Source organism: Citrobacter sp. S39 (genome assembly GCF_009495675.1).
Lineage (GTDB): Bacteria > Pseudomonadota > Gammaproteobacteria > Enterobacterales > Enterobacteriaceae > Citrobacter > Citrobacter freundii.
Genome location: NZ_CP045555.1, coordinates 156,854 through 176,791, shown reverse-complemented (window position 1 = coordinate 176,791; position 19,938 = coordinate 156,854). Strand labels below are relative to the sequence as shown.

The window sequence follows — 19,938 nt, the reverse complement described above, 5'->3', positions numbered from 1 at the left end:
TTCTGTATTTTCCCTGCAACTCAGTCAGTTAGCCTACAGTTAACTGGGTATATCACTGAAAACAACTGAAAAGCAGGGAGAACACCATGCAAAAACATATCCTGATCACCTCAATTTTTACCGCAGCAGCACTGTTTACCGTGGCCGGTTGTTCCTCAAACCAGGCGGTTAAAACCACCGATGGCAAAACAATCGTCACTGACGGCAAACCGCAGGTTGATGATGATACTGGTCTGGTGTCGTACAAAAATGCCCAGACGGGTAAGACGGAACAGATTAACCGCGATCAGGTTAAGGATATGAGCGAACTGGACAACTAGTTCAGTTTTCTCCATTCAGCCACTCAATAATATTGACTGTTAGCCTGTGGATTAAGTGACTAAACTCACTGTTATTACAATAATGCAGTGACACAGGCTAATCATGATTCTCATCATTTATGCGCATCCCTATCCGCAACATTCGCATGCGAATAAGCGGATGCTTGAACAGGCAAGGACGCTGGAGGGCGTGGAGATACGCTCGCTATACCAGCTCTACCCCGACTTCAATATCGATATTGCCGCTGAACAGGATGCGCTGGCGCGCGCTGATTTGATCATCTGGCAGCATCCGATGCAGTGGTACAGCACACCTCCATTACTCAAGCTGTGGATGGATAAAGTCCTTTCGCACGGCTGGGCGTATGGCCATGGCGGTACTGCGCTGCACGGTAAACAACTGCTGTGGGCGGTGACGACCGGCGGCGGTGAAAACCACTTCGATATTGGCTCCCATCCCGGATTTGATGTGCTTTCTCAGCCTTTACAGGCAACAGCGCTCTATTGCGGCCTCAAATGGCTGCCGCCGTTTGCGATGCACTGTACGTTTATCTGTGATGATGAAACGCTGCAAGCGCAGGCGCGTCACTACAAACAGCGTCTGATGGAATGGCAGGAGGCACACCATGGATAGCCATACGCTGATACAGGCGCTGATTTATCTCGGATCGGCGGCGCTGATTGTACCCATCGCCGTACGGCTGGGATTAGGGTCGGTACTGGGGTATCTCATCGCCGGATGCATTATCGGACCCTGGGGTCTGAGGCTGGTGACGGACGCCGAATCCATCCTGCATTTTGCGGAGATCGGTGTGGTACTGATGCTGTTTGTCATCGGTCTGGAGCTGGATCCGCAACGTTTGTGGAAATTGCGGGCATCGGTGTTCGGCGGCGGTGCGCTACAGATGGTGGTTTGCGGCGGCTTAATTGGTTTGTTCTGTATGTTCCTTGGCCTGCGCTGGCAGGTAGCGGAACTGATCGGCATGACGCTGGCGCTTTCCTCAACGGCTATCGCTATGCAGGCAATGAATGAACGCAACCTGATGGTTTCGCAAATGGGCCGCAGCGCGTTTGCCGTGCTGCTGTTCCAGGATATCGCCGCTATTCCATTGGTGGCGATGATCCCGTTACTGGCGGCGAGCGGCGCATCGACTACGCTTGGGGCGTTTGCATTGTCAGCCCTGAAGGTAGCGGGCGCACTGGTATTAGTGGTGGTATTGGGGCGTTATGTCACACGTCCGGCCTTGCGTTTTGTTGCGCGTTCGGGCCTGCGGGAAGTATTCAGTGCCGTTGCGCTGTTCCTCGTGTTTGGCTTCGGTCTGCTCCTGGAAGAGGTTGGCCTGTCGATGGCGATGGGGGCCTTTCTGGCTGGGGTGCTGCTGGCAAGCTCTGAGTATCGCCACGCGCTGGAAAGCGACATTGAGCCATTTAAAGGATTGCTGCTGGGACTGTTTTTCATTGGCGTGGGGATGTCTATCGACTTTGGTACGCTGATTGATAATCCCTTGCGCATTATCATTTTGCTGGTCGGTTTCCTGGTTATCAAAACCGTCATGCTGTGGTTGATAGCGAAACCGTTGCAGGTGCCGAACAAGCAGCGTCGCTGGTTTGCCGTATTGTTAGGGCAGGGCAGTGAGTTTGCCTTTGTGGTGTTTGGTGCGGCGCAAATGGCAAATGTGCTCGATCCTGACTGGGCGAAATCGCTGACGCTGGCGGTGGCGTTGTCGATGGCGGCTACGCCGATTTTGCTGGTGATTTTGACGCGTCTGGAAAAATCGGCGACTTCGGAAGAGCGGGAAGCCGATGAAATCGATGAGGAGCAACCGCGGGTGATCATCGCTGGATTTGGGCGATTTGGCCAGATAACCGGTCGTCTGTTGTTGTCGAGTGGGGTCAAAATGGTGGTTCTTGATCATGACCCGGACCATATCGAAACGCTGCGTAAATTCGGGATGAAGGTTTTCTATGGCGATGCGACCCGGATGGATCTGCTGGAGTCTGCCGGGGCGGCGAAAGCTGAAGTCATTATTAATGCCATTGACGATCCGCAAACCAGCCTGCAGTTAACCGAAATGGTGAAAGAGCATTTCCCGCATCTGCAAATTATTGCTCGTGCGCGCGATGTGGATCATTACATCCGCCTGCGCCAGGCGGGCGTGGATATGCCGGAACGTGAAACCTTTGAAGGTGCACTGAAGACCGGACGTCTGGCGTTGGAAGGTCTTGGGCTTGGGCGCTATGAGGCACGTGAGCGGGCCGACGTATTCCGCCGATTCAATACCATGATGGTAGAGGAGATGGTGAAAGGGGAAAATGACGCGACTTCCCGCGCAGCCGTTTATAAACGCACCAGCGCAATGCTGAGTGAAATTATTGCGGAAGATCGTCAGCACTTATCGTTAATTCAACGCCATGGCTGGCAAGGCACGGATGAAGGTAAGCATACGGGCGACGTCGCCGATGAGCCGGAAGTGAAACCGTCAGCATAGGGTAAAAAATGTGATGTTCTGCAAACTTTACTGCTAATTGGCTGTTTTTGAACTACTGTAATGCTGGCGTACCACCTTAAATAGGTCGGTTCGCCAGCAGAACGGAAAATTTTCCTGTTCATCCTCTTTCCGCCAGTCGACGAAAGATTGCGCTTTCCGTATAGTGGCGACAATTTTTTTGTATCCGGGAAATATTCAATGATCAGTCTGATTGCGGCGTTAGCGGTAGATCGCGTCATCGGTATGGAGAACGCCATGCCGTGGAACCTCCCTGCCGATCTCGCCTGGTTTAAACGTAATACCTTAAACAAGCCGGTTGTCATGGGACGCCACACCTGGGAATCCATCGGGCGACCGTTACCTGGGCGTAAAAATATCGTCATCAGCAGCAAGCCTGGCACTGACGATCGTGTGCAGTGGGTGAAGTCTGTTGATGAAGCCATTGCGGCCTGCGGTGATGAACCAGAGATTATGGTGATTGGCGGTGGGCGCGTGTATGAGCAGTTCCTGCCAAAAGCGCAGAAGCTGTATCTGACGCACATTGATGCTGAAGTCGAAGGGGATACGCATTTCCCGGACTACGAACCGGATGACTGGGAGTCGGTGTTCAGTGAATTCCACGATGCCGACGCGCAAAACTCTCACAGCTACTGCTTCGAGATTCTGGAGCGTCGTTAATCCTGTAAGTGCCGGATGGCGGCGAAACGCCTTATCCGGCCTACTCTTGTGCCAGATGTAGGCCTGATAAGCGTAGCGCCATCAGGCATAAATCTCTCAGGCGTTGACCGCTTCGCCAGGATCCAGATTCAGATGGCGATTTGATGGCTGCACAAAGTACTGTTTGTCTTCCCAGCGCAGACAGGTGAGATCGCCTCCCCAGCAACACCCCGTATCCAGCGCGTAAATACCTTCTGGTGTGCCTTTGCCTTCCAGCGATGCCCAGTGCCCGAATGCAATGCTGTACGCTTCACTGACAGGTCCAGGAATGGCAAACCATGGCTTCAGCGGGGCAGGTGCGTCTTCTGGTGACTCTTTGCTGTACATATCCAGTTGACCGTTGGGGAAGCAGTAACGCATGCGGGTAAAGGCGTTGGTAATAAAACGCAGGCGTGCCAGCCCGGTCAGTTCCGGGGTCCAGTTATTGGGCATGTCGCCGTACATCGCATCAAGGAAGAAGGGATATGAGTCGCTCGACAACACGGCTTCAACATCGCGAGCACAGTCTTTTGCCGTCTGCAGGTCCCACTGTGGGGTGATACCGGCATGTGCCATCACCAGCTTCTTCTCTTCGTCTACCTGCAACAGCGGTTGACGGCGGAGCCAGTTAAGTAATTCGTCGGCATCCGGTGCTTCGAGCAGAGATGTGACCCTGTCTTTAGGTTTATTACGACTGATACCAGCAAATACGGCCAGCAGGTGTAAATCGTGATTACCCAATACTAACCGCACGCTGTCGCCCAGTGATTTCACGTAGCGCAAAACGTCCAGCGAGCCCGGCCCACGAGCGACCAGATCGCCGGTGAGCCATAGGGTGTCTTTTTTGGAATTAAAGTCTACCTGATGCAGCAAGGCTACCAGTTCATCGTAACAACCGTGAACGTCGCCAATAAGGTATGTCGCCATAGTTATTGTTTTAATGAATGAGTGTTGGAACGGCGAGTCGGAATACGGGAATGTCGATGGTAAAGGCGATGCCTTGTTCATCGATCATTTCGTAGTGACCCTGCATGGTGCCCAGCGGCGTTTCAATCACCGCACCGCTGGTGTACTGGTACTCTTCGCCGGGTTCGATATGGGGCTGGACGCCAACCACGCCTTCACCCTGGACTTCTGTTTCGCGGCCATGACCATTAGTGATTAACCAATAACGCCCCAACAGCTGCACAGGCGCTCGCCCCAAATTGCGGATAGTTACGGTGTAAGCAAAAACGTAACGTTCATCATCAGGTGAGGATTGCGCCTCAATGTAGACGCTTTGTACCTGAATGCACACTCGGGGCGAATTGATCATGTTTAACTCTCCTTCGATGGCGCGTTTTCTGACAGATAGTTAGCCATCCGGCAGTATTGCGCGACAGAGATATTTTCCGCTCGCATCGCCGGATCAACGCCCAGCTCTGTCAGTACTTCAACGCTAAATAGGTTGCCGAGACTGTTACGTACCGTTTTACGGCGCTGATTAAACGCTTCGGTGGTAATACGGCTCAGCACACGAACATCTTTAACCGGGTACGGCATCGTCGCGTGAGGGACCAGACGCACTACGGCGGAATCGACTTTAGGCGCAGGCGTAAATGCAGATGGCGGCACTTCAAGTACCGGGATCACATTGCAGTAATACTGCGCCATGACGCTTAATCGACCATACGCTTTACTGTTTGGCCCTGCAACCAGACGATTGACCACCTCTTTTTGCAACATGAAATGCATGTCGGCAATGGCATCAGTATAGGAAAAAAGATGGAACATGAGTGGCGTGGAGATGTTGTACGGCAGGTTGCCGAATACGCGCAGCGGCTGACCCATCGTTTGTGCCAGTTCGCCGAAGTTCATGGTCATGGCATCTTGCTGATAAATCGTCAGCTTAGGCCCTAAAAACGGGTGTGTCTGTAAGCGTGCTGCCAGATCGCGGTCCAGTTCAATGACCGTGAGCTTGTCCAGGCGTTCGCCAACTGGTTCGGTCAATGCCGCCAGGCCTGGGCCGATTTCGACCATAGCCTGACCTTTCTGCGGGTTGATAGCAGAGACAATACTTTCGATCACAAACTGATCGTTGAGGAAGTTCTGCCCGAAACGTTTACGGGCTAAATGGCCCTGATGGACTCGATTATTCATTGGTATTAACAATCATTTTGATGGCGAGATTAAGCGCCGTAATAAAACTGCCGACATCTGCTTGTCCACGGCCCGCGAGTTCAAGTGCGGTGCCGTGATCGACGGATGTGCGAATAAAGGGCAGGCCCAGCGTGATATTCACACCGCGACCAAATCCCTGGTATTTTAGCACGGGGAGACCCTGATCGTGGTACATTGCCAGCACGGCATCCGCGTGGTCGAGATATTTGGGCTGAAAAAGCGTATCTGCGGGCAGCGGGCCGTTTAATTTCATCCCCTGCGCACGCAGTTCATCGAGTACCGGAATGAGGGTGTCTATCTCTTCCGTTCCCATATGGCCGCCTTCACCAGCATGCGGGTTAAGACCGCACACCAGAATATGTGGATCGGCAATGCCGAACTTAGTGCGTAAATCATGATGCAAAATGCCGATCACTTCCTGAAGCAGGGCGGGCGTAATGGCGTCGGCAACGGCTCTGAGCGGCAAATGCGTGGTTGCCAGGGCAACGCGCAGCTCTTCGGTCGCCAGCATCATAACAACTTTCTTTGCCTGCGAGCGCTCTTCAAAAAACTCGGTATGCCCGGTAAACGGAACGCCTGCGTCATTGATTACGCCCTTGTGAACCGGACCGGTGATCAACGCCGCAAACTCACCTTGCAGACAACCATCGCAGGCGCGAGCCAGCGTATCCACTACATATTGCCCGTTTTCTACCGCCAACTGACCCGCGACAGCAGGTGCCCGCAGCGCAATCGGTAACAGCGTCAATGTGCCTGCTGATTGCGGTCTGGCTGGGGTATCTGGAGAGTAGGGGAGGAGTGAAAGCGGTAAACCGAGCATTGCTGCCCGGTCACTGAGAAGTCCTGCATCCGCACAGACAACGAGTTCTACAGGCCAATCGCGCTGGGCGAGCTGAACCACCAGGTCCGGGCCAATCCCGGCGGGTTCGCCGGGAGTGATAACAACGCGTTGAGTACGAGCCATTAGTTGCTCAGAACTTTAACGTAAGCGCTGGCGCGCTGTTCCTGCATCCAGGTTGCTGCTTCTTCCGAGAATTTACGGTTCATCAGCATACGATAAGCTCTGTCTTTCTGCGCCGCGTCAGTTTTATCAACGTTACGCGTGTCCAGCAGTTCGATCAGATGCCAACCGAAAGAGGAGTGCACCGGGGCGCTCATCTGGCCTTTATGAAGTTTGGTCAGCGCATCGCGGAAAGCTGGGTCGAAAATATCCGCTGCAGCCCAACCCAGATCGCCGCCCTGGTTGGCAGAGCCTGGATCCTGAGAAAACTCTTTAGCGGCTGCCGCGAAGGTAGTTTTACCGCTCTTAATATCTGCCGCGATTTGTTCCAGCTTCAGACGCGCCTGCTGATCGGTCATGATCGGCGACGGCTTAAGTAGAATATGGCGAGCGTGAACTTCAGTCACGGAGATGCTCTGGCTTTGGCCACGCATATCATTGACTTTCAGGATGTGGAAGCCGACACCTGAACGAATTGGGCCGATGATATCGCCTTTTTTCGCAGTGCTTAACGCCTGGGCGAAGATACCCGGCAGCTCCTGAATACGTCCCCAACCCATCTGGCCGCCTTTCAGCGCCTGCTGGTCAGCGGAATAAGTAATAGCCAGTTTGCCGAAATCACTACCGTTACGCGCTTCATCAACAACAGAGCGCGCCTGGCTTTCAGCCGCGTTAACCTGGTCGGAAGTTGGGTTTTCCGGTAATGGGATCAGAATGTGGCTCAGGTTCAGTTCGGTGCTGGCATCGTTTTGGTTGCCTACCTGTTGCGCCAGGGCATCCACTTCCTGAGGCAGGATGGTGACGCGACGGCGAACTTCGTTGTTACGCACTTCAGAGATGGTCATCTCTTTGCGGATCTGGCTACGATAGGTCGAATAGCTTAAACCATCCTGTGCCAGACGACTGCGCATCTGATCCAGCGTCATGTTGTTCTGCTTGGCGATGTTGGCAATAGCCTGATCCAACTGCTCGTCAGAGATTTTAACACCCATCTTCTGACCCATTTGCAGGAGGATTTGATCCATGATCAAACGTTCCAGGATCTGATGACGCAGCGTGGCGTCGTCCGGTAACTGCTGACCAGCCTGACCCGCATTAAGTTTTACTGACTGCATTAAGCCATCGACGTCGCTTTCGAGAACGACGCCGTTATTGACGACGGCTGCGACTTTATCGACTACCTGTGGGGCAGCGAAACTGGTATTCGCGATCATGGCGATACCGAGAAGCAGCGTTTTCCAGTTCTTCATACTTTTTCCATTTCAATTAACCGCGATGCGGATTACGTTGTAAATCAATCAGATCATAAAGAGCTTTGATACGGCAAAATGTTTGAACGCAACATTTGGTTGGTGCCGAGACCGTAGTTGGAGCTCAGGCCGCGCAGTTCGATATTAAAGCCGATCGTGTTGTCATAAATCGCGTGTTTCTGGGTGTTATCCCAGCCGTTCAGCTTACGTTCGTAACCGAAGCGAATGGCGTAACAGCAGGAGTTGTACTGCAGCCCCAGCATTGAATCTGCTTCTTTGTTCACGTTGGTATCGAAGTAGTAAGCACCGACAATCGACCAGCGGTCGGCAATCGGGAAGCTCGCCACCGCACCCACCTGTGAAATCCCATTTTCATATTGGGCGTTAGTTACATCGCGTGAAGGTACCGCGGCCTTAATATACTCCGGGCTGGCATAACGGTAATTCAATTGCAGCATACGGTTTTCGTCACGGCGGTATTCGATACTGCTATTGCTGGTTGCGATGCTATCCAGGCGCGTGTCGTACTGGATCCCACTGCGTAAACCCCAGTGATCGGAGATGCGCCAGTAGGTGTCACCCGCCCATACAAGTGAGCCCGTTTTGTCGTCATTCTCCCATTCTGTATGGTCATCGCCAGTGCGAGACTCGGTGAAATAGTAGATTTGACCCACAGAAATATTAAAACGTTCAACGGCCGCGTCATCATAAACGCGAGATGTGACCCCGGTCGTTACCTGATTGGCGGAAGCAATACGGTCCAGGCCGCCATAAGAGCGGTCACGGAACAGGCCACTGTAGTCAGATTGCAGCAGGGACGAGTCATAGTTATAGATATGACTTTGGTCGCGATATGGGACGTACAGGTACTGCGCGCGCGGCTCCAGCGTCTGGGTATATCCCGGCGCCAGCATGTTCATATCGCGCTCGAAGACCATCTTGCCGTCGACTTTAAACTGCGGCATGACGCGGTTAGCTGAATCATCGAGCTTGGTGGTGTTATTCGCGTTGTACCAATCCAGATTGGTCTGCTGATAGTGCGTTGCCAGCAGTTTTGCTTCGGTATTGACACTGCCCCAGTTATTTGACAACGGCAGATTAATAGTCGGTTCCAGGTGAACACGCGTGGCTTCCGGCATGTTGTCGTTAGTGTTAACGAAATGGACCGCCTGGCCATAAACACGGGTATCAAACGGACCGACGTCATTCTGGTAATAGTTGACGTCTAACTGCGGCTGCGCAGAGTAGCTGTTACTGTTTGCGGCATCGAAGACCTGGAACTGCTTGGTCGAGACCGTGGCGTCAAAGTTCTGTACCGCATAGCCAACGCTGAATTTTTGCGTGGCATAGCCGTCGGTACTGGAACCGTATTTATTATCGAAATCATTGAAGTAGCTGGTGTCGCTGACCTTGGTGTAGTCGACGTTGAAACGCCACACCTGGTCCATTACGCCAGCGTGCCGCCAGTAAAACAGCCAGCGGCGTGAGTTGTCATCCTTCGGGTTATCATCCTCGTACACTTTATCGGAGTTCAGATAGTCGAACTCCATCAGGCCTGCACCCGCCTGGGTGAGGTAGCGGAATTCGTTCTCCCACATGATCCCGCCACGACGGTGCATATAATGTGGCGTGATGGTGGCGTCCATGTTGGGCGCAATGTTCCAGTAATACGGCAGGTAGAACTCAAAATAGTTATTGGTGGAATATTTTGCGTTCGGGATCAGGAAACCGGAACGGCGCTTATCGCCGACGGGTAACTGTAAATAAGGACTGTAAAAGACCGGAACCGGACCCAGTTTAAAACGGGCGTTCCAGATCTCTGCGACCTGTTCTTCACGGTCGTGGATCACTTCGCTACCGACGACGCTCCAGGTATCGGAACCTGGCAGACAGGAGGTAAAGCTACCGTTTTCCAGAATGGTATAACGGTTTTCCCCACGCTGTTTCATCAGATCGGCTTTCCCGCGCCCCTGACGGCCCACCATCTGGTAATCACCTTCCCAGATGTTGGTATCTTTGGTATTCAGATTAGACCAGCCCTTCGGTCCCTTCAGAATAACCTGATTGTCATCATAATGGACGTTGCCCAGCGCATCGACGGTACGTATTGGCTCCGGCTGGCCTTCAGCCTGCTTCTGATGAAGCTGTACTTCGTCGGCCTGCAGGCGGCTGTTACCCTGTGCGATGTCCACGTTGCCGGTAAACACCGCGTCATCGGGATAATTCCCTTTAGCGTTGTCGGCATTGATGGTGACGGGTAATTCATTAGTCTCGCCCTGTACCAGAGGACGGTCATAGCTCGGCACGCCCAGCATACACTGTGAGGCGAGATCGGCTGCCAGGCCCTGATGGCTATAGAGGGCACTGGCAATCATGGTGGCCAGAAGAGTGGGAATACGTTTTTTCATACGTTGTATTTATTGTTCCATCATCAGTAGCGTCGCGCGTGACAAACGGTCACAGCCTAACTTATCTCATCTTCACTGCGCTAGTGTTAATCCTGCCCATTTAGGCATCCGTGGTGTTAGGCACGGCATTGAATGACAGGTATGATAATGCAAATTATAGGCGATGTCCCACAATTGACCGCAGCCGTAAATCGGTAAAAGCACCTTATATTGTGGGACATAGCCTGGCTGAGAGCATAAAGATTTGGGGAGTCTATGCAGTATTGGGGAAAGATAATTGGTGTAGCCGTGGCCTTAATGATGGGTGGCGGCTTCTGGGGTGTGGTTCTGGGGCTGTTAGTTGGCCACATGTTCGACAAAGCCCGCATGCGCAAAATGGCGTGGTTTGCCAACCAACGTGAACGCCAGGCGCTGTTTTTTGCCACCACTTTTGAGGTGATGGGACATCTGACCAAATCCAAAGGTCGCGTCACGGAAGCCGATATTCATATCGCCAGCCAGTTGATGGATCGGATGAATTTGCACGGTGACTCGCGAACGGCTGCACAACACGCCTTCCGGGTAGGAAAATCGGATAATTATCCATTACGTGAAAAGATGCGTCAGTTTCGCAGCGTCTGTTTTGGTCGATTCGATCTGATCCGCATGTTTCTGGAAATTCAAATCCAGGCGGCATTTGCCGATGGGTCGTTACATCCTAACGAACGTGAAGTGCTGTATGTGATTGCTGAAGAGTTGGGGATCTCACGTACCCAATTTGATCAGTTCCTGCGCATGATGCAGGGCGGCGCACAGTTTGGCGACGGATATCAGCAGCAGTCTGGCGGCGGTGGCTGGCAGCAGGCGCAACGCGGCCCGACGCTGGAAGACGCCTGTAATGTGCTGGGTGTGAAAACGACCGATGATGCGACTACCATAAAGCGCGCTTACCGTAAGCTGATGAGCGAGCACCATCCGGACAAACTGGTCGCGAAAGGTCTGCCGCCAGAGATGATGGAAATGGCGAAGCAAAAAGCGCAGGAAATCCAGAAGGCTTACGAGTTAATCAAAGAACAAAAAGGCTTTAAATAATAATTATGCCGGATGCGGCTAGCGCTTTATCCGGCCTACGGTAATGAATGTAGGCCGGGTAAGCGAAGCGCCCCCGGCATAAATTGGCTCAGAATTTAAAAATCCGCCGGGACTTTAAACGTCATACTGTTGCCGTATTCGGGATGCGTGATGGTTAGCATCTCGGCGTGCAGCAGCAGGCGGGGTGCCAACGCCAGCGCTTCGGGCGGAGCATAGAAGCGATCGCCGAGGATTGGATGCCCTAACGCCAGCATATGCACACGCAACTGGTGGGAGCGTCCAGTAATCGGTTTAAGCACGACCCGGGCGGTGTTATCCGCCGCGAACTCCACTACTTCATACTCTGTCTGCGCTGATTTCCCGGTCTCATAACACACTTTTTGCTTTGGCCTGTTCGGCCAGTCGCAAATCAGCGGTAAATCAACCAGACCCTCGGCCGGAGCGGGATGCCCCCAGACGCGTGCCACATACTGTTTTTTCGGTTCGCGCTCGCGAAACTGGCGTTTTAGCTCGCGCTCTGCCGCTTTGGTTAGCGCGACTACAATCACGCCGCTGGTGGCCATATCCAGACGATGGACGGATTCAGCCTGCGGATAATCGCGCTGAATACGCGTCATCACGCTGTCTTTGTGCTCATCCAGACGACCCGGTACAGACAACAAACCGCTCGGCTTGTTGACCACCATAATGTGCTCATCCTGATACAGGATGACCAACCAGGGTTCCTGCGGCGGATTGTAGTTTTCCATCCCCATGTATGGCTCCGTTACTGATGCGTCACGACGATCAGGCGCAGGGCATCCAGACGCCAGCCCGCCTGATCCAGGCTTTCCATCACCTGCTGACGGTTGCTTTCAATTGCACTGAGTTCGTCATCACGGATGTTCGGGTTAACGGCACGCAGCGCTTCCAGACGGGAGAGTTCCGCAGTCAGTTTTTCGTCCGCTTCTTTACGCGCCGCGTCGATCAGCGCGCGGGCTGATTTTTCCACCTGTGCTTCACCGAGTTGCAGAATAGCATGAACGTCCTGCTGCACGGCGTTGACCAGTTTACTGCCGGTGTGGCGGTTAACGGCGCTGAGCTGACGGTTAAAGGTTTCGAACTCAACCTGTGCAGCGAGGTTATTGCCGTTTTTATCCAGCAGCATACGTACCGGCGTTGGCGGCAGGAAGCGGTTCAGCTGCAGCTGTTTCGGCGCTTGCGCTTCAACCACATACACCAGCTCAACCAACAGAGTTCCGACCGGTAATGCTTTATTTTTCAACAACGAAATGGTGCTACTGCCGGTGTCGCCAGAGAGGATAAGATCCAGACCATTACGGATTAACGGATGCTCCCAGGTAATAAACTGAGCGTCTTCACGCGACAGAGCGACATCACGCTCAAACGTAATGGTGCAGCCATCTTCCGGCAATCCAGGGAAATCTGGCACCAGCATATGATCGGACGGTGTCAGCACGATCAAATTGTCACCACGGTCATCCTGATTAATACCAACGATATCAAACAGGTTCATGGCGAAGGCGATCAGGCTGGTATCATCGTCCTGTTCTTCAATACTCTCAGCCAGTGCCAGCGCTTTTTCACCGCCGTTAGAGTGGATCTCCAGCAGACGATCGCGACCTTGCTCCAGCTGAGCTTTCAGCGCGTCATGTTGTTCGCGACAGGTTATGATCAGATCGTCAAAGCCATCGGTATTTTCTGGTTCAGCCAGGTAGCCGATCAGATTGTTATAGACCGTGTCGTAGATGGTACGGCCGGTCGGGCAGGTATGTTCAAACGCATCCAGACCTTCATGGTACCAGCGCACCAGCACGGATTGTGCGGTTTTTTCCAGGTACGGAACGTGGATCTGAATATCATGCGCCTGACCAATACGGTCCAGACGGCCAATACGCTGTTCCAGCAGGTCCGGGTTGAACGGCAGGTCAAACATCACCAGATTGCTGGCGAACTGGAAGTTACGCCCTTCGGAGCCGATTTCAGAACACAGCATTACCTGGGCGCCGCTATCTTCTTCGCTAAACCAGGCTGCGGCGCGGTCACGCTCAATGATCGACATCCCTTCATGGAACACGGCAGCGCGGATACCTTCGCGCTCGCGCAGAACCTGCTCCAGCTGAAGCGCAGTGGTGGCTTTTGCACAGATAACTAATACTTTTTGCGAGCGGTGGCTGGTCAGATAGCCCATTAGCCATTCCACGCGCGGGTCAAAGTTCCACCAGGTGCCGGTATCGCCTTCGAATTCCTGATAAATCTGTTCTGGGTAGAGCATATCGCGCGCCCGGTCTTCCGCGCTTTTACGAGCACCCATAATGCCGGAGACTTTAATCGCCGTCTGGTATTGGGTCGGCAGCGGCAGCTTGATGGTGTGCAGCTCGCGTTTTGGGAAGCCTTTCACACCATTACGGGTGTTACGGAACAGCACGCGGCTGGTGCCATGGCGGTCCATCAGCATCGAAACCAGCTCCTGACGCGCGCTCTGGGCATCTTCGCTGTCGCTGTTTGCCGCTTGCAATAGCGGCTCAATGTCCTGCTCGCCAATCATGTCGCCTAACATGTTCAGCTCACTGTTACTCAGCTTGTTGCCTGCCAGTAACATAGCGACGGCGTCGGCGACCGGACGATAATTTTTTTGCTCTTCAACAAACTGGGCGAAATCGTGAAAACGGCTGGGGTCCAGCAGGCGCAGACGAGCAAAGTGACTTTCCATGCCCAGCTGTTCAGGTGTAGCGGTTAGCAGCAGGATGCCCGGCACACGTTCTGCCAGTTGTTCAATGGCCATATATTCGCGGCTGGGCGCGTCTTCGCTCCACACCAGGTGGTGGGCTTCATCGACGATCAGCAGATCCCATTCGGCGTCACACAGATGCTCCAGGCGCTGTTTACTGCGACGGGCAAAGTCCAGCGAGCAGATGACCAGTTGTTCGGTTTCAAATGGGTTGTAGGCATCATGCTGCGCTTCTGCATAACGCTCATCATCAAACAGTGCAAAACGCAGGTTGAAGCGACGCAGCATTTCGACCAGCCACTGGTGCTGTAATGTCTCTGGGACGATGATCAGCACGCGCTCTGCGGCGCCGGACAGCAGTTGTTGATGCAGGATCATCCCGGCTTCAATGGTTTTACCTAAACCCACTTCGTCTGCCAGTAAAACGCGAGGGGCATGACGACGGCCAACATCATGGGCAATGTTCAGTTGGTGAGGGATCAGGCTGGTACGTTGACCACGCAACCCACTCCACGGCATACGGTATTGTTCGCTCTGAAATTTACGGGCGCGATAGCGCAGAGCAAAGCGATCCATGCGGTCAATCTGGCCGGCAAACAGGCGATCTTGTGGTTTGCTGAATACCAGTTTGCTGTCGAGTAGTACTTCACGCAGCATGACACCGGTTTCTTCGGTATCCAGGCGGGTTCCGATATAGGCAAGCAGGCCGTTTTCTTCTTTTACTTCATCGACATGCAGTTGCCAGCCTTCATGGCTTGTTATCGTATCGCCAGGATTGAACATCACGCGGGTCACGGGGGAATCACTGCGCGCATACAGACGGTTTTCGCCCGTCGATGAGAAAAGTAATGTGACGGTTCGCGCATCCATGGCGACAACGGTACCAAGTCCCAATTCGCTTTCTGTATCGCTGATCCAGCGTTGACCAAGTGTAAAAGGCATATATGTTCGGCTCTATATCTTTAGTTGCAGGCAATACTCACCCTCTGCCAGAGTAAAGTGGCAGCAAGTGTATTGGGGTCCAGGAATGGAAAGGGCGCTATGGTACTGGATGGCGACGGTTTCGTCACGCGTCAAAATAACCCCAGTTGCCCTGTGAGTAGTGTAGCAAAATTATCGTCAATAAAGGGAAGAATTCCCTCGGCAACGGGTTGGATCTGGCGTGTCAGATAATGCTCGTAATCGAGCACAGATAGCTGATAATCAACAGGTTCTGGGCCATTGACCGTCCAGACATATTTTATGGTTCCGCGATTTTGATACTGCGGTGGACGCCCCAGCTTTACATTCTGCTCATCGGCGAGGCGCGCGGCGCGCACGTGTGGTGGAACATTTCGCTGGTATTCGCTTAACGGGCGGCGCAGGCGCTTGCGGTACACCAGTTGTTCATCCATTTCACCGGCCATCAGACGGTCAATAGTCTCGCGAACAAACTCCTGATAAGGTTCGTTACGAAAAATTCGCAGGTATAGTTCCTGCTGAAACTGTTGGGCTAGCGGCGTCCAGTCGGTTCGTACCGTTTCCAGTCCCTTAAACACCATACGTTGTTCAGCGCCGTCCTGAATCATCCCTGCATAGCGTTTTTTACTGCCGGTATCTGCACCGCGAATGGTCGGCATCAGAAAGCGACAAAAATGGGTTTCAAATTCCAGCTCCAGCGCACTGGTCAGGTTTTGTTGTTTCAGCGACTGCGCCCACCAGTCGTTGACGTAGCTCACCAGCTCACGGCCAATCCGGGCGGCATCATCTTCTGAGTGCGCCTTTTTCAGCCAGGCAAAGGTCGAGTCGGTATCGCCATAGATAACGTCGTAACCCTGAGCTTCAATCAGCGCTTTGGTCTGGCGCATGATCGCATGGCCGCGCATGGTAATGGACGAGGCCAGTCTCGGGTCGAAAAAGCGACAGGCGGTGGTTCCCAGCACGCCGTAAAATGCGTTCATGATGATTTTCAGCGCCTGCGAGAGCGGCTTATTGCCGCGGCGTTTTGCTTCATCGCGACCATGCCAGATCCGGGTCACGATTTCCGGCAGGCAGTGCTTTTCACGTGAGAACCAGGCGTCAAGGAACCCTTCGGTGCTGTGCTCCGGATCCGGCTGCGCCATTCCTTCGATAAGCCCCACCGGATCGATTAAAAAAGTACGAATTATTGAGGGGTACAGGCTTTTGTAATCCAGCACCAGTACCGAGTCGTATAAGCCGGGGCGCGAGTCCATCACGTAGCCACCGGGGCTGGCGTGCGCGGGGACTTCACCCAGGTTCGGTGCCACATAACCCGCCCGGTGCATTCGTGGCAGGTAGAGATGTCCGAAGGCGGCAACTGAACCACCGTGCCGGTCGACCGGCAGACCGTTGACCGTGGATCGTTCCAGCAGAAATGGCATGATCTCGGTTTTATGAAAAATACGCGTGACCAACTCACAGTCTTTGAGATTGTAGGTGGCGAGCGCGGGCTTATCCTGGGCAAACCGGCGATCGATTTCGTCCATCCTGTCCCAGGGATTATCAATTGACTTCCCTTCGCCCAGTAGCTCCTGCGACACCGTCTCCAGCGAAAATGACGAGAAATTCCAGAATGCGGATTTGAGCGCCTCAATGCCGTCGATAATCAGGCGACCTTTAGCCTGCGCGAAGAACACGCCGTTTTTGAAGCCATGCTCGCGCCACTCCAGCTCGCTATTGTCACGACCAAAACGCAGGGGAATGCGGTAACGTTCGGCGTGCTTTTGCAGGACGCGTAAATCGAATTGCACGACGTTCCAGCCGATTATCACATCAGGATCGTGACGGGCAATCCAGTCATTGAGCTTTTCCAACAACTGCGGGCGGCTTGCAACGTACTCAAGTTCAAAATCCAGCGCAGAGGCATCACCGTTTGCCGGGCCGAGCATATAGACAATACGCTGCCCACAGCCCTCAAGACCGATGCAGTAGAGTTCGCCGTGGCGCGTGGTTTCGATATCCAGCGATACCCATTTTAGCGGTGGTCGATAGTCAGGGTTCGGCTTCAGGCGGGCATTAACCAGCATGTCGTCATGTCTGTCGCCTTCGACCCAAACAGGGGAGGTGATAAAGCGCTCCATTAGATACCGCTCCGGCGGCCGTACGTCAGCTTCGTAGACGGTGACTGCGTTTTCGCGCAGCAGTTTTTCCAGCCGCATAAGCTGGCGATGTGAGCGGCAATACAGGCCGGAAACGGGCTGGCGGTGGAAGTCTTGCAACTGAAGAGGCGTCAGGCGATAGCCGTTTTCAGTACGTAATAGTGAGGTGACGCGAGGAACCTGACTGGTGGGAATAAACGCGACTGACTCCTGTGGCGCAAGCGTGACCTGCAGCGGCCCATCGTCTGTAGCCAGCCAGAATGAGACCTCAGTTCCCTGCGGAGTGTCCCGCCAGTGTCGGGTTAGAATAAAGCCTGCCTGCGCCACGCTGTGTATCCATTAAAAAACCAGGCATTATTATAGCCTGGTTCTGATAGATTGGCTGTGATTTTATACAGTTGTTATGTGTCAGCAGGGACTATTGCCCGTAGTAGGCTTTAGCACCATGTTTACGCAGGTAATGCTTATCTAACAGGGTTTGTTGCATATCTGGCAATTGCGGCGCGAGCTGGCGACAGAAGATCCCCATGTAGGCGACTTCTTCCAGCACGATGGCGTTATGCACCGCATCTTCGGCATTTTTTCCCCAGGCAAACGGACCGTGAGAGTGCACTAGCACGCCAGGCATCTGCGCGGCGTCAATACCTTGTTTCTCAAAGGTTTCAACGATTACATTGCCGGTTTCCCATTCATATTCGCCGTTGATTTCTTCGTCGGTCATTTTCCGTGTGCAGGGAATCGAACCGTAGAAATAGTCCGCATGGGTGGTACCCGTGGCCGGAATCGACTGCCCCGCCTGCGCCCAGATGGTTGCATGACGCGAATGGGTGTGAACAATGCCGCCAATGGTCGGGAATGCCTGATACAGCAGTCGGTGCGTTGGGGTATCGGAAGAGGGCTTCTTCTGGCCTTCGACTACTTCACCCGTGGCGATACTGACTACCACCATATCGTCTGCGGTCATTACGCTGTAATCGACCCCGGAAGGTTTAATCACAAACACGCCGCGCTCGCGATCGACGGCGCTGACGTTCCCCCAGGTCAGGGTGACCAGATTGTGCTTAGGCAACGCCAGATTGGCTTCCAGTACCTGACGTTTAAGATCTTCTAGCATGTTAACTCCTGAATGCCGGATGGCGCTTCGCTTATCCGGCCTACGGTGATTTGTAGGCCCGGTAAATGAAATGCCACCGGGCAATCCGTTTCGACAATTAACGTTTGAACCCGTAATACACTTCGTTCCAGCGCAGCGCGTCCTTAAAGGCCGGCAGGCGGGTATCGTTATCGATCACCGCGATCTCGATATCGTGGATTTCAGCGAACTGGCGCATATCGTTCAGATCCAGCGCGTGGCTGAACACGGTGTGGTGCGCGCCACCGGCCAGGATCCAGGCTTCAGATGCGGTTGGCAGATCCGGTTGAGCTTTCCACAGCGCGTTAGCTACAGGCAGTTTCGGCAGGGAGTGCGGTGTTTGTACCGTGTCGATGCAGTTAACCAGCAGGCGAAAACGATCGCCAAGATCGATCAGGCTGGCAACCACGGCCGGGCCGGTTTTGGTGTTGAAGATCAGACGGGCGGGATCGTCTTTACCACCAATGCCGAGGTGCTGTACGTCGAGGATCGGTTTCTCTTCCACCGCGATGGACGGGCAAACTTCCAGCATGTGCGAACCGAGTACCAGATCGTTGCCTTTCTCGAAGTGGTAGGTGTAATCCTCCATAAATGAGGTGCCGCCCTGCAGACCGGTTGACATCACCTTCATGATGCGAAGCAGAGCGGCGGTTTTCCAGTCGCCTTCGCCAGCAAAGCCATAGCCTTGCTGCATCAGACGCTGTACGGCCAGACCCGGGAGCTGTTTCAGGCCGTGTAAATCTTCAAATGTGGTGGTGAAGGCGTGGAATCCACCCTGTTCCAGGAAGCGCTTCATCCCCAGTTCAATACGGGCCGCTTCCAGGACGTTCTGACGTTTTTCACCATGGACTTGCGTCGCCGCCGTCATGGTGTAGGTGCTTTCGTACTCATCGATTAGCGCGTTGATTTCGCCGTCGCTAATTGCGTTCACTACCTGCACCAGATCGCCCACGGCCCAGGTGTTTACCGAGAAGCCGAACTTGATCTGCGCAGCGACTTTATCGCCATCGGTGACCGCAACTTCACGCATGTTGTCGCCAAAGCGACAGACTTTCAGGTGGCGGGTATCCTGTTTGGACACGGCCTGGCGCATCCAGGAGCCAATGCGTTCATGCGCTTGTTTATCCTGCCAGTGACCGGTGACCACGGCATGCTGCTGACGCATACGTGCGCCGATGAAGCCGAACTCACGACCGCCGTGCGCAGTCTGGTTCAGGTTCATAAAGTCCATATCAATGCTGTCCCACGGCAGGGCGGCGTTGAACTGGGTGTGGAACTGCATCAGCGGTTTGTTGAGGATAGTCAGGCCGTTAATCCACATTTTGGCCGGGGAGAAGGTATGCAGCCAGACCACCATCCCTGCACAGCGATCGTCGTAGTTAGCGTCACGACAGATAGCGGTAATCTCGTCAGGGGAAGTGCCCAGCGGTTTTAATACCAGCTTACAGGGCAGTTTGGCTTCAGTATTCAGTGCGTTAACGACGTGCTCCGCATGTTGGGTTACCTGACGCAGGGTTTCAGGGCCATACAGATGCTGGCTACCAATCACAAACCACACTTCATAGTTATCAAAAATCGTCATT

The 19,938-nt window shown here is 53.7% G+C and carries 16 protein-coding genes; 5 read left to right on the top strand and 11 right to left on the bottom strand.

Going from position 1 to position 19,938, the window contains the following annotated elements:
* Positions 1–86: 86 nt before the first annotated feature.
* The 4 genes from GFB57_RS00765 to folA all read left to right on the top strand — a co-directional run bounded on the left by GFB57_RS00765 (position 87) and on the right by folA (position 3,487).
* The gene (locus tag GFB57_RS00765; protein WP_003018880.1) at positions 87–320 is read left to right on the top strand and encodes a YgdI/YgdR family lipoprotein; all 234 of its coding nucleotides are present in this window, start codon (positions 87–89) and stop codon (positions 318–320) included.
* A gap of 103 nt (positions 321–423) precedes the next feature.
* Positions 424–954, top strand: coding sequence for a glutathione-regulated potassium-efflux system oxidoreductase KefF (kefF, locus tag GFB57_RS00760; RefSeq protein ID WP_003018878.1), 531 nt, complete (start codon positions 424–426; stop codon positions 952–954).
* Positions 947–2,809 carry a glutathione-regulated potassium-efflux system protein KefC gene (gene kefC / locus GFB57_RS00755; protein WP_003018875.1) on the top strand — a complete coding sequence of 621 codons (1,863 nt, stop codon included), beginning with the start codon at positions 947–949 and terminating at the stop codon, positions 2,807–2,809. The genes kefF and kefC overlap by 8 nt, the downstream gene beginning before the upstream one ends.
* A 198-nt stretch (positions 2,810–3,007) precedes the next feature.
* Positions 3,008–3,487 carry a type 3 dihydrofolate reductase gene (gene folA / locus GFB57_RS00750; RefSeq protein WP_003018873.1) on the top strand — a complete coding sequence of 160 codons (480 nt, stop codon included), beginning with the start codon at positions 3,008–3,010 and terminating at the stop codon, positions 3,485–3,487.
* Between the two features lie 96 nt (positions 3,488–3,583).
* On the opposite strand, the gene apaH is transcribed toward folA, so the two are convergent.
* Genes apaH through lptD form a run of 6 tightly spaced genes read right to left on the bottom strand, consistent with a single transcriptional unit; the run spans position 3,584 to position 10,323 of the window.
* A complete protein-coding gene (apaH, locus tag GFB57_RS00745; protein ID WP_003018869.1) occupies positions 3,584–4,432 on the bottom strand; it encodes a bis(5'-nucleosyl)-tetraphosphatase (symmetrical) ApaH in 849 nt (282 codons plus the stop codon).
* 10 nt (positions 4,433–4,442) lie between these two features.
* Entirely contained in the window at positions 4,443–4,820 is a 378-nt protein-coding gene (gene apaG, locus GFB57_RS00740) for a Co2+/Mg2+ efflux protein ApaG (RefSeq protein ID WP_003018867.1), read from the bottom strand.
* Between the two features lie 2 nt (positions 4,821–4,822).
* Positions 4,823–5,644 (bottom strand): 16S rRNA (adenine(1518)-N(6)/adenine(1519)-N(6))-dimethyltransferase RsmA, encoded by an 822-nt coding sequence (gene rsmA, locus GFB57_RS00735; protein ID WP_003018865.1) that lies wholly within the window; start codon positions 5,642–5,644, stop codon positions 4,823–4,825.
* Positions 5,637–6,629, bottom strand: a complete 993-nt coding sequence (gene pdxA / locus GFB57_RS00730) for a 4-hydroxythreonine-4-phosphate dehydrogenase PdxA (RefSeq protein ID WP_003018862.1) — start codon at positions 6,627–6,629, stop codon at positions 5,637–5,639. Before pdxA ends, rsmA begins: the two co-directional genes overlap by 8 nt.
* A complete protein-coding gene (gene surA, locus GFB57_RS00725) occupies positions 6,629–7,915 on the bottom strand; it encodes a peptidylprolyl isomerase SurA (protein WP_003018860.1) in 1,287 nt (428 codons plus the stop codon). The genes pdxA and surA overlap by 1 nt, the downstream gene beginning before the upstream one ends.
* 53 nt (positions 7,916–7,968) lie before the next feature.
* The gene (lptD, locus tag GFB57_RS00720; protein WP_290366920.1) at positions 7,969–10,323 is read right to left on the bottom strand and encodes an LPS assembly protein LptD; all 2,355 of its coding nucleotides are present in this window, start codon (positions 10,321–10,323) and stop codon (positions 7,969–7,971) included.
* Positions 10,324–10,578: 255 nt separating this feature from the next.
* Here lptD and djlA point away from each other — a divergent pair, with 255 nt between their 5' ends.
* Positions 10,579–11,394: a co-chaperone DjlA gene (gene djlA, locus GFB57_RS00715; RefSeq protein ID WP_003018853.1), complete on the top strand. Its 816-nt coding sequence runs from the start codon at positions 10,579–10,581 to the stop codon at positions 11,392–11,394.
* 95 nt (positions 11,395–11,489) lie between these two features.
* Here the strand turns inward: djlA and rluA are convergent, their stop codons facing one another.
* From rluA to araA, 5 genes are all read right to left on the bottom strand, one after another.
* Complete coding sequence (gene rluA / locus GFB57_RS00710) at positions 11,490–12,149, bottom strand: bifunctional tRNA pseudouridine(32) synthase/23S rRNA pseudouridine(746) synthase RluA (protein ID WP_003018849.1); 660 nt, start codon at positions 12,147–12,149, stop codon at positions 11,490–11,492.
* A gap of 11 nt (positions 12,150–12,160) precedes the next feature.
* Positions 12,161–15,067, bottom strand: coding sequence for an RNA polymerase-associated protein RapA (gene rapA, locus GFB57_RS00705; protein ID WP_003018847.1), 2,907 nt, complete (start codon positions 15,065–15,067; stop codon positions 12,161–12,163).
* 131 nt (positions 15,068–15,198) lie between these two features.
* Positions 15,199–17,550, bottom strand: coding sequence for a DNA polymerase II (gene polB, locus GFB57_RS00700; protein WP_003018843.1), 2,352 nt, complete (start codon positions 17,548–17,550; stop codon positions 15,199–15,201).
* Between the two features lie 91 nt (positions 17,551–17,641).
* Positions 17,642–18,337 carry an L-ribulose-5-phosphate 4-epimerase gene (gene araD / locus GFB57_RS00695; protein ID WP_003018841.1) on the bottom strand — a complete coding sequence of 232 codons (696 nt, stop codon included), beginning with the start codon at positions 18,335–18,337 and terminating at the stop codon, positions 17,642–17,644.
* Between the two features lie 97 nt (positions 18,338–18,434).
* Positions 18,435–19,937, bottom strand: coding sequence for an L-arabinose isomerase (araA, locus tag GFB57_RS00690; protein ID WP_003018838.1), 1,503 nt, complete (start codon positions 19,935–19,937; stop codon positions 18,435–18,437).
* Position 19,938 lies beyond the last annotated feature (1 nt).

Excerpts from the sequence above, each read along its gene's own strand:
- pdxA (WP_003018862.1), bottom strand. The coding sequence starts at position 6,629 with ATGGCTCGTACTCAACGCGTTGTTATCACTCCCGGCGAACCCGCCGGG.
- djlA (WP_003018853.1), top strand. The coding sequence starts at position 10,579 with ATGCAGTATTGGGGAAAGATAATTGGTGTAGCCGTGGCCTTAATGATG.
- folA (WP_003018873.1), top strand. The coding sequence starts at position 3,008 with ATGATCAGTCTGATTGCGGCGTTAGCGGTAGATCGCGTCATCGGTATG.
- surA (WP_003018860.1), bottom strand. The coding sequence starts at position 7,915 with ATGAAGAACTGGAAAACGCTGCTTCTCGGTATCGCCATGATCGCGAAT.
- GFB57_RS00765 (WP_003018880.1), top strand. The coding sequence starts at position 87 with ATGCAAAAACATATCCTGATCACCTCAATTTTTACCGCAGCAGCACTG.
- rsmA (WP_003018865.1), bottom strand. The coding sequence starts at position 5,644 with ATGAATAATCGAGTCCATCAGGGCCATTTAGCCCGTAAACGTTTCGGG.
- kefF (WP_003018878.1), top strand. The coding sequence starts at position 424 with ATGATTCTCATCATTTATGCGCATCCCTATCCGCAACATTCGCATGCG.
- kefC (WP_003018875.1), top strand. The coding sequence starts at position 947 with ATGGATAGCCATACGCTGATACAGGCGCTGATTTATCTCGGATCGGCG.
- rluA (WP_003018849.1), bottom strand. The coding sequence starts at position 12,149 with ATGGGGATGGAAAACTACAATCCGCCGCAGGAACCCTGGTTGGTCATC.
- araD (WP_003018841.1), bottom strand. The coding sequence starts at position 18,337 with ATGCTAGAAGATCTTAAACGTCAGGTACTGGAAGCCAATCTGGCGTTG.
- lptD (WP_290366920.1), bottom strand. The coding sequence starts at position 10,323 with ATGAAAAAACGTATTCCCACTCTTCTGGCCACCATGATTGCCAGTGCC.
- apaH (WP_003018869.1), bottom strand. The coding sequence starts at position 4,432 with ATGGCGACATACCTTATTGGCGACGTTCACGGTTGTTACGATGAACTG.
- rapA (WP_003018847.1), bottom strand. The coding sequence starts at position 15,067 with ATGCCTTTTACACTTGGTCAACGCTGGATCAGCGATACAGAAAGCGAA.
- araA (WP_003018838.1), bottom strand. The coding sequence starts at position 19,937 with ATGACGATTTTTGATAACTATGAAGTGTGGTTTGTGATTGGTAGCCAG.
- apaG (WP_003018867.1), bottom strand. The coding sequence starts at position 4,820 with ATGATCAATTCGCCCCGAGTGTGCATTCAGGTACAAAGCGTCTACATT.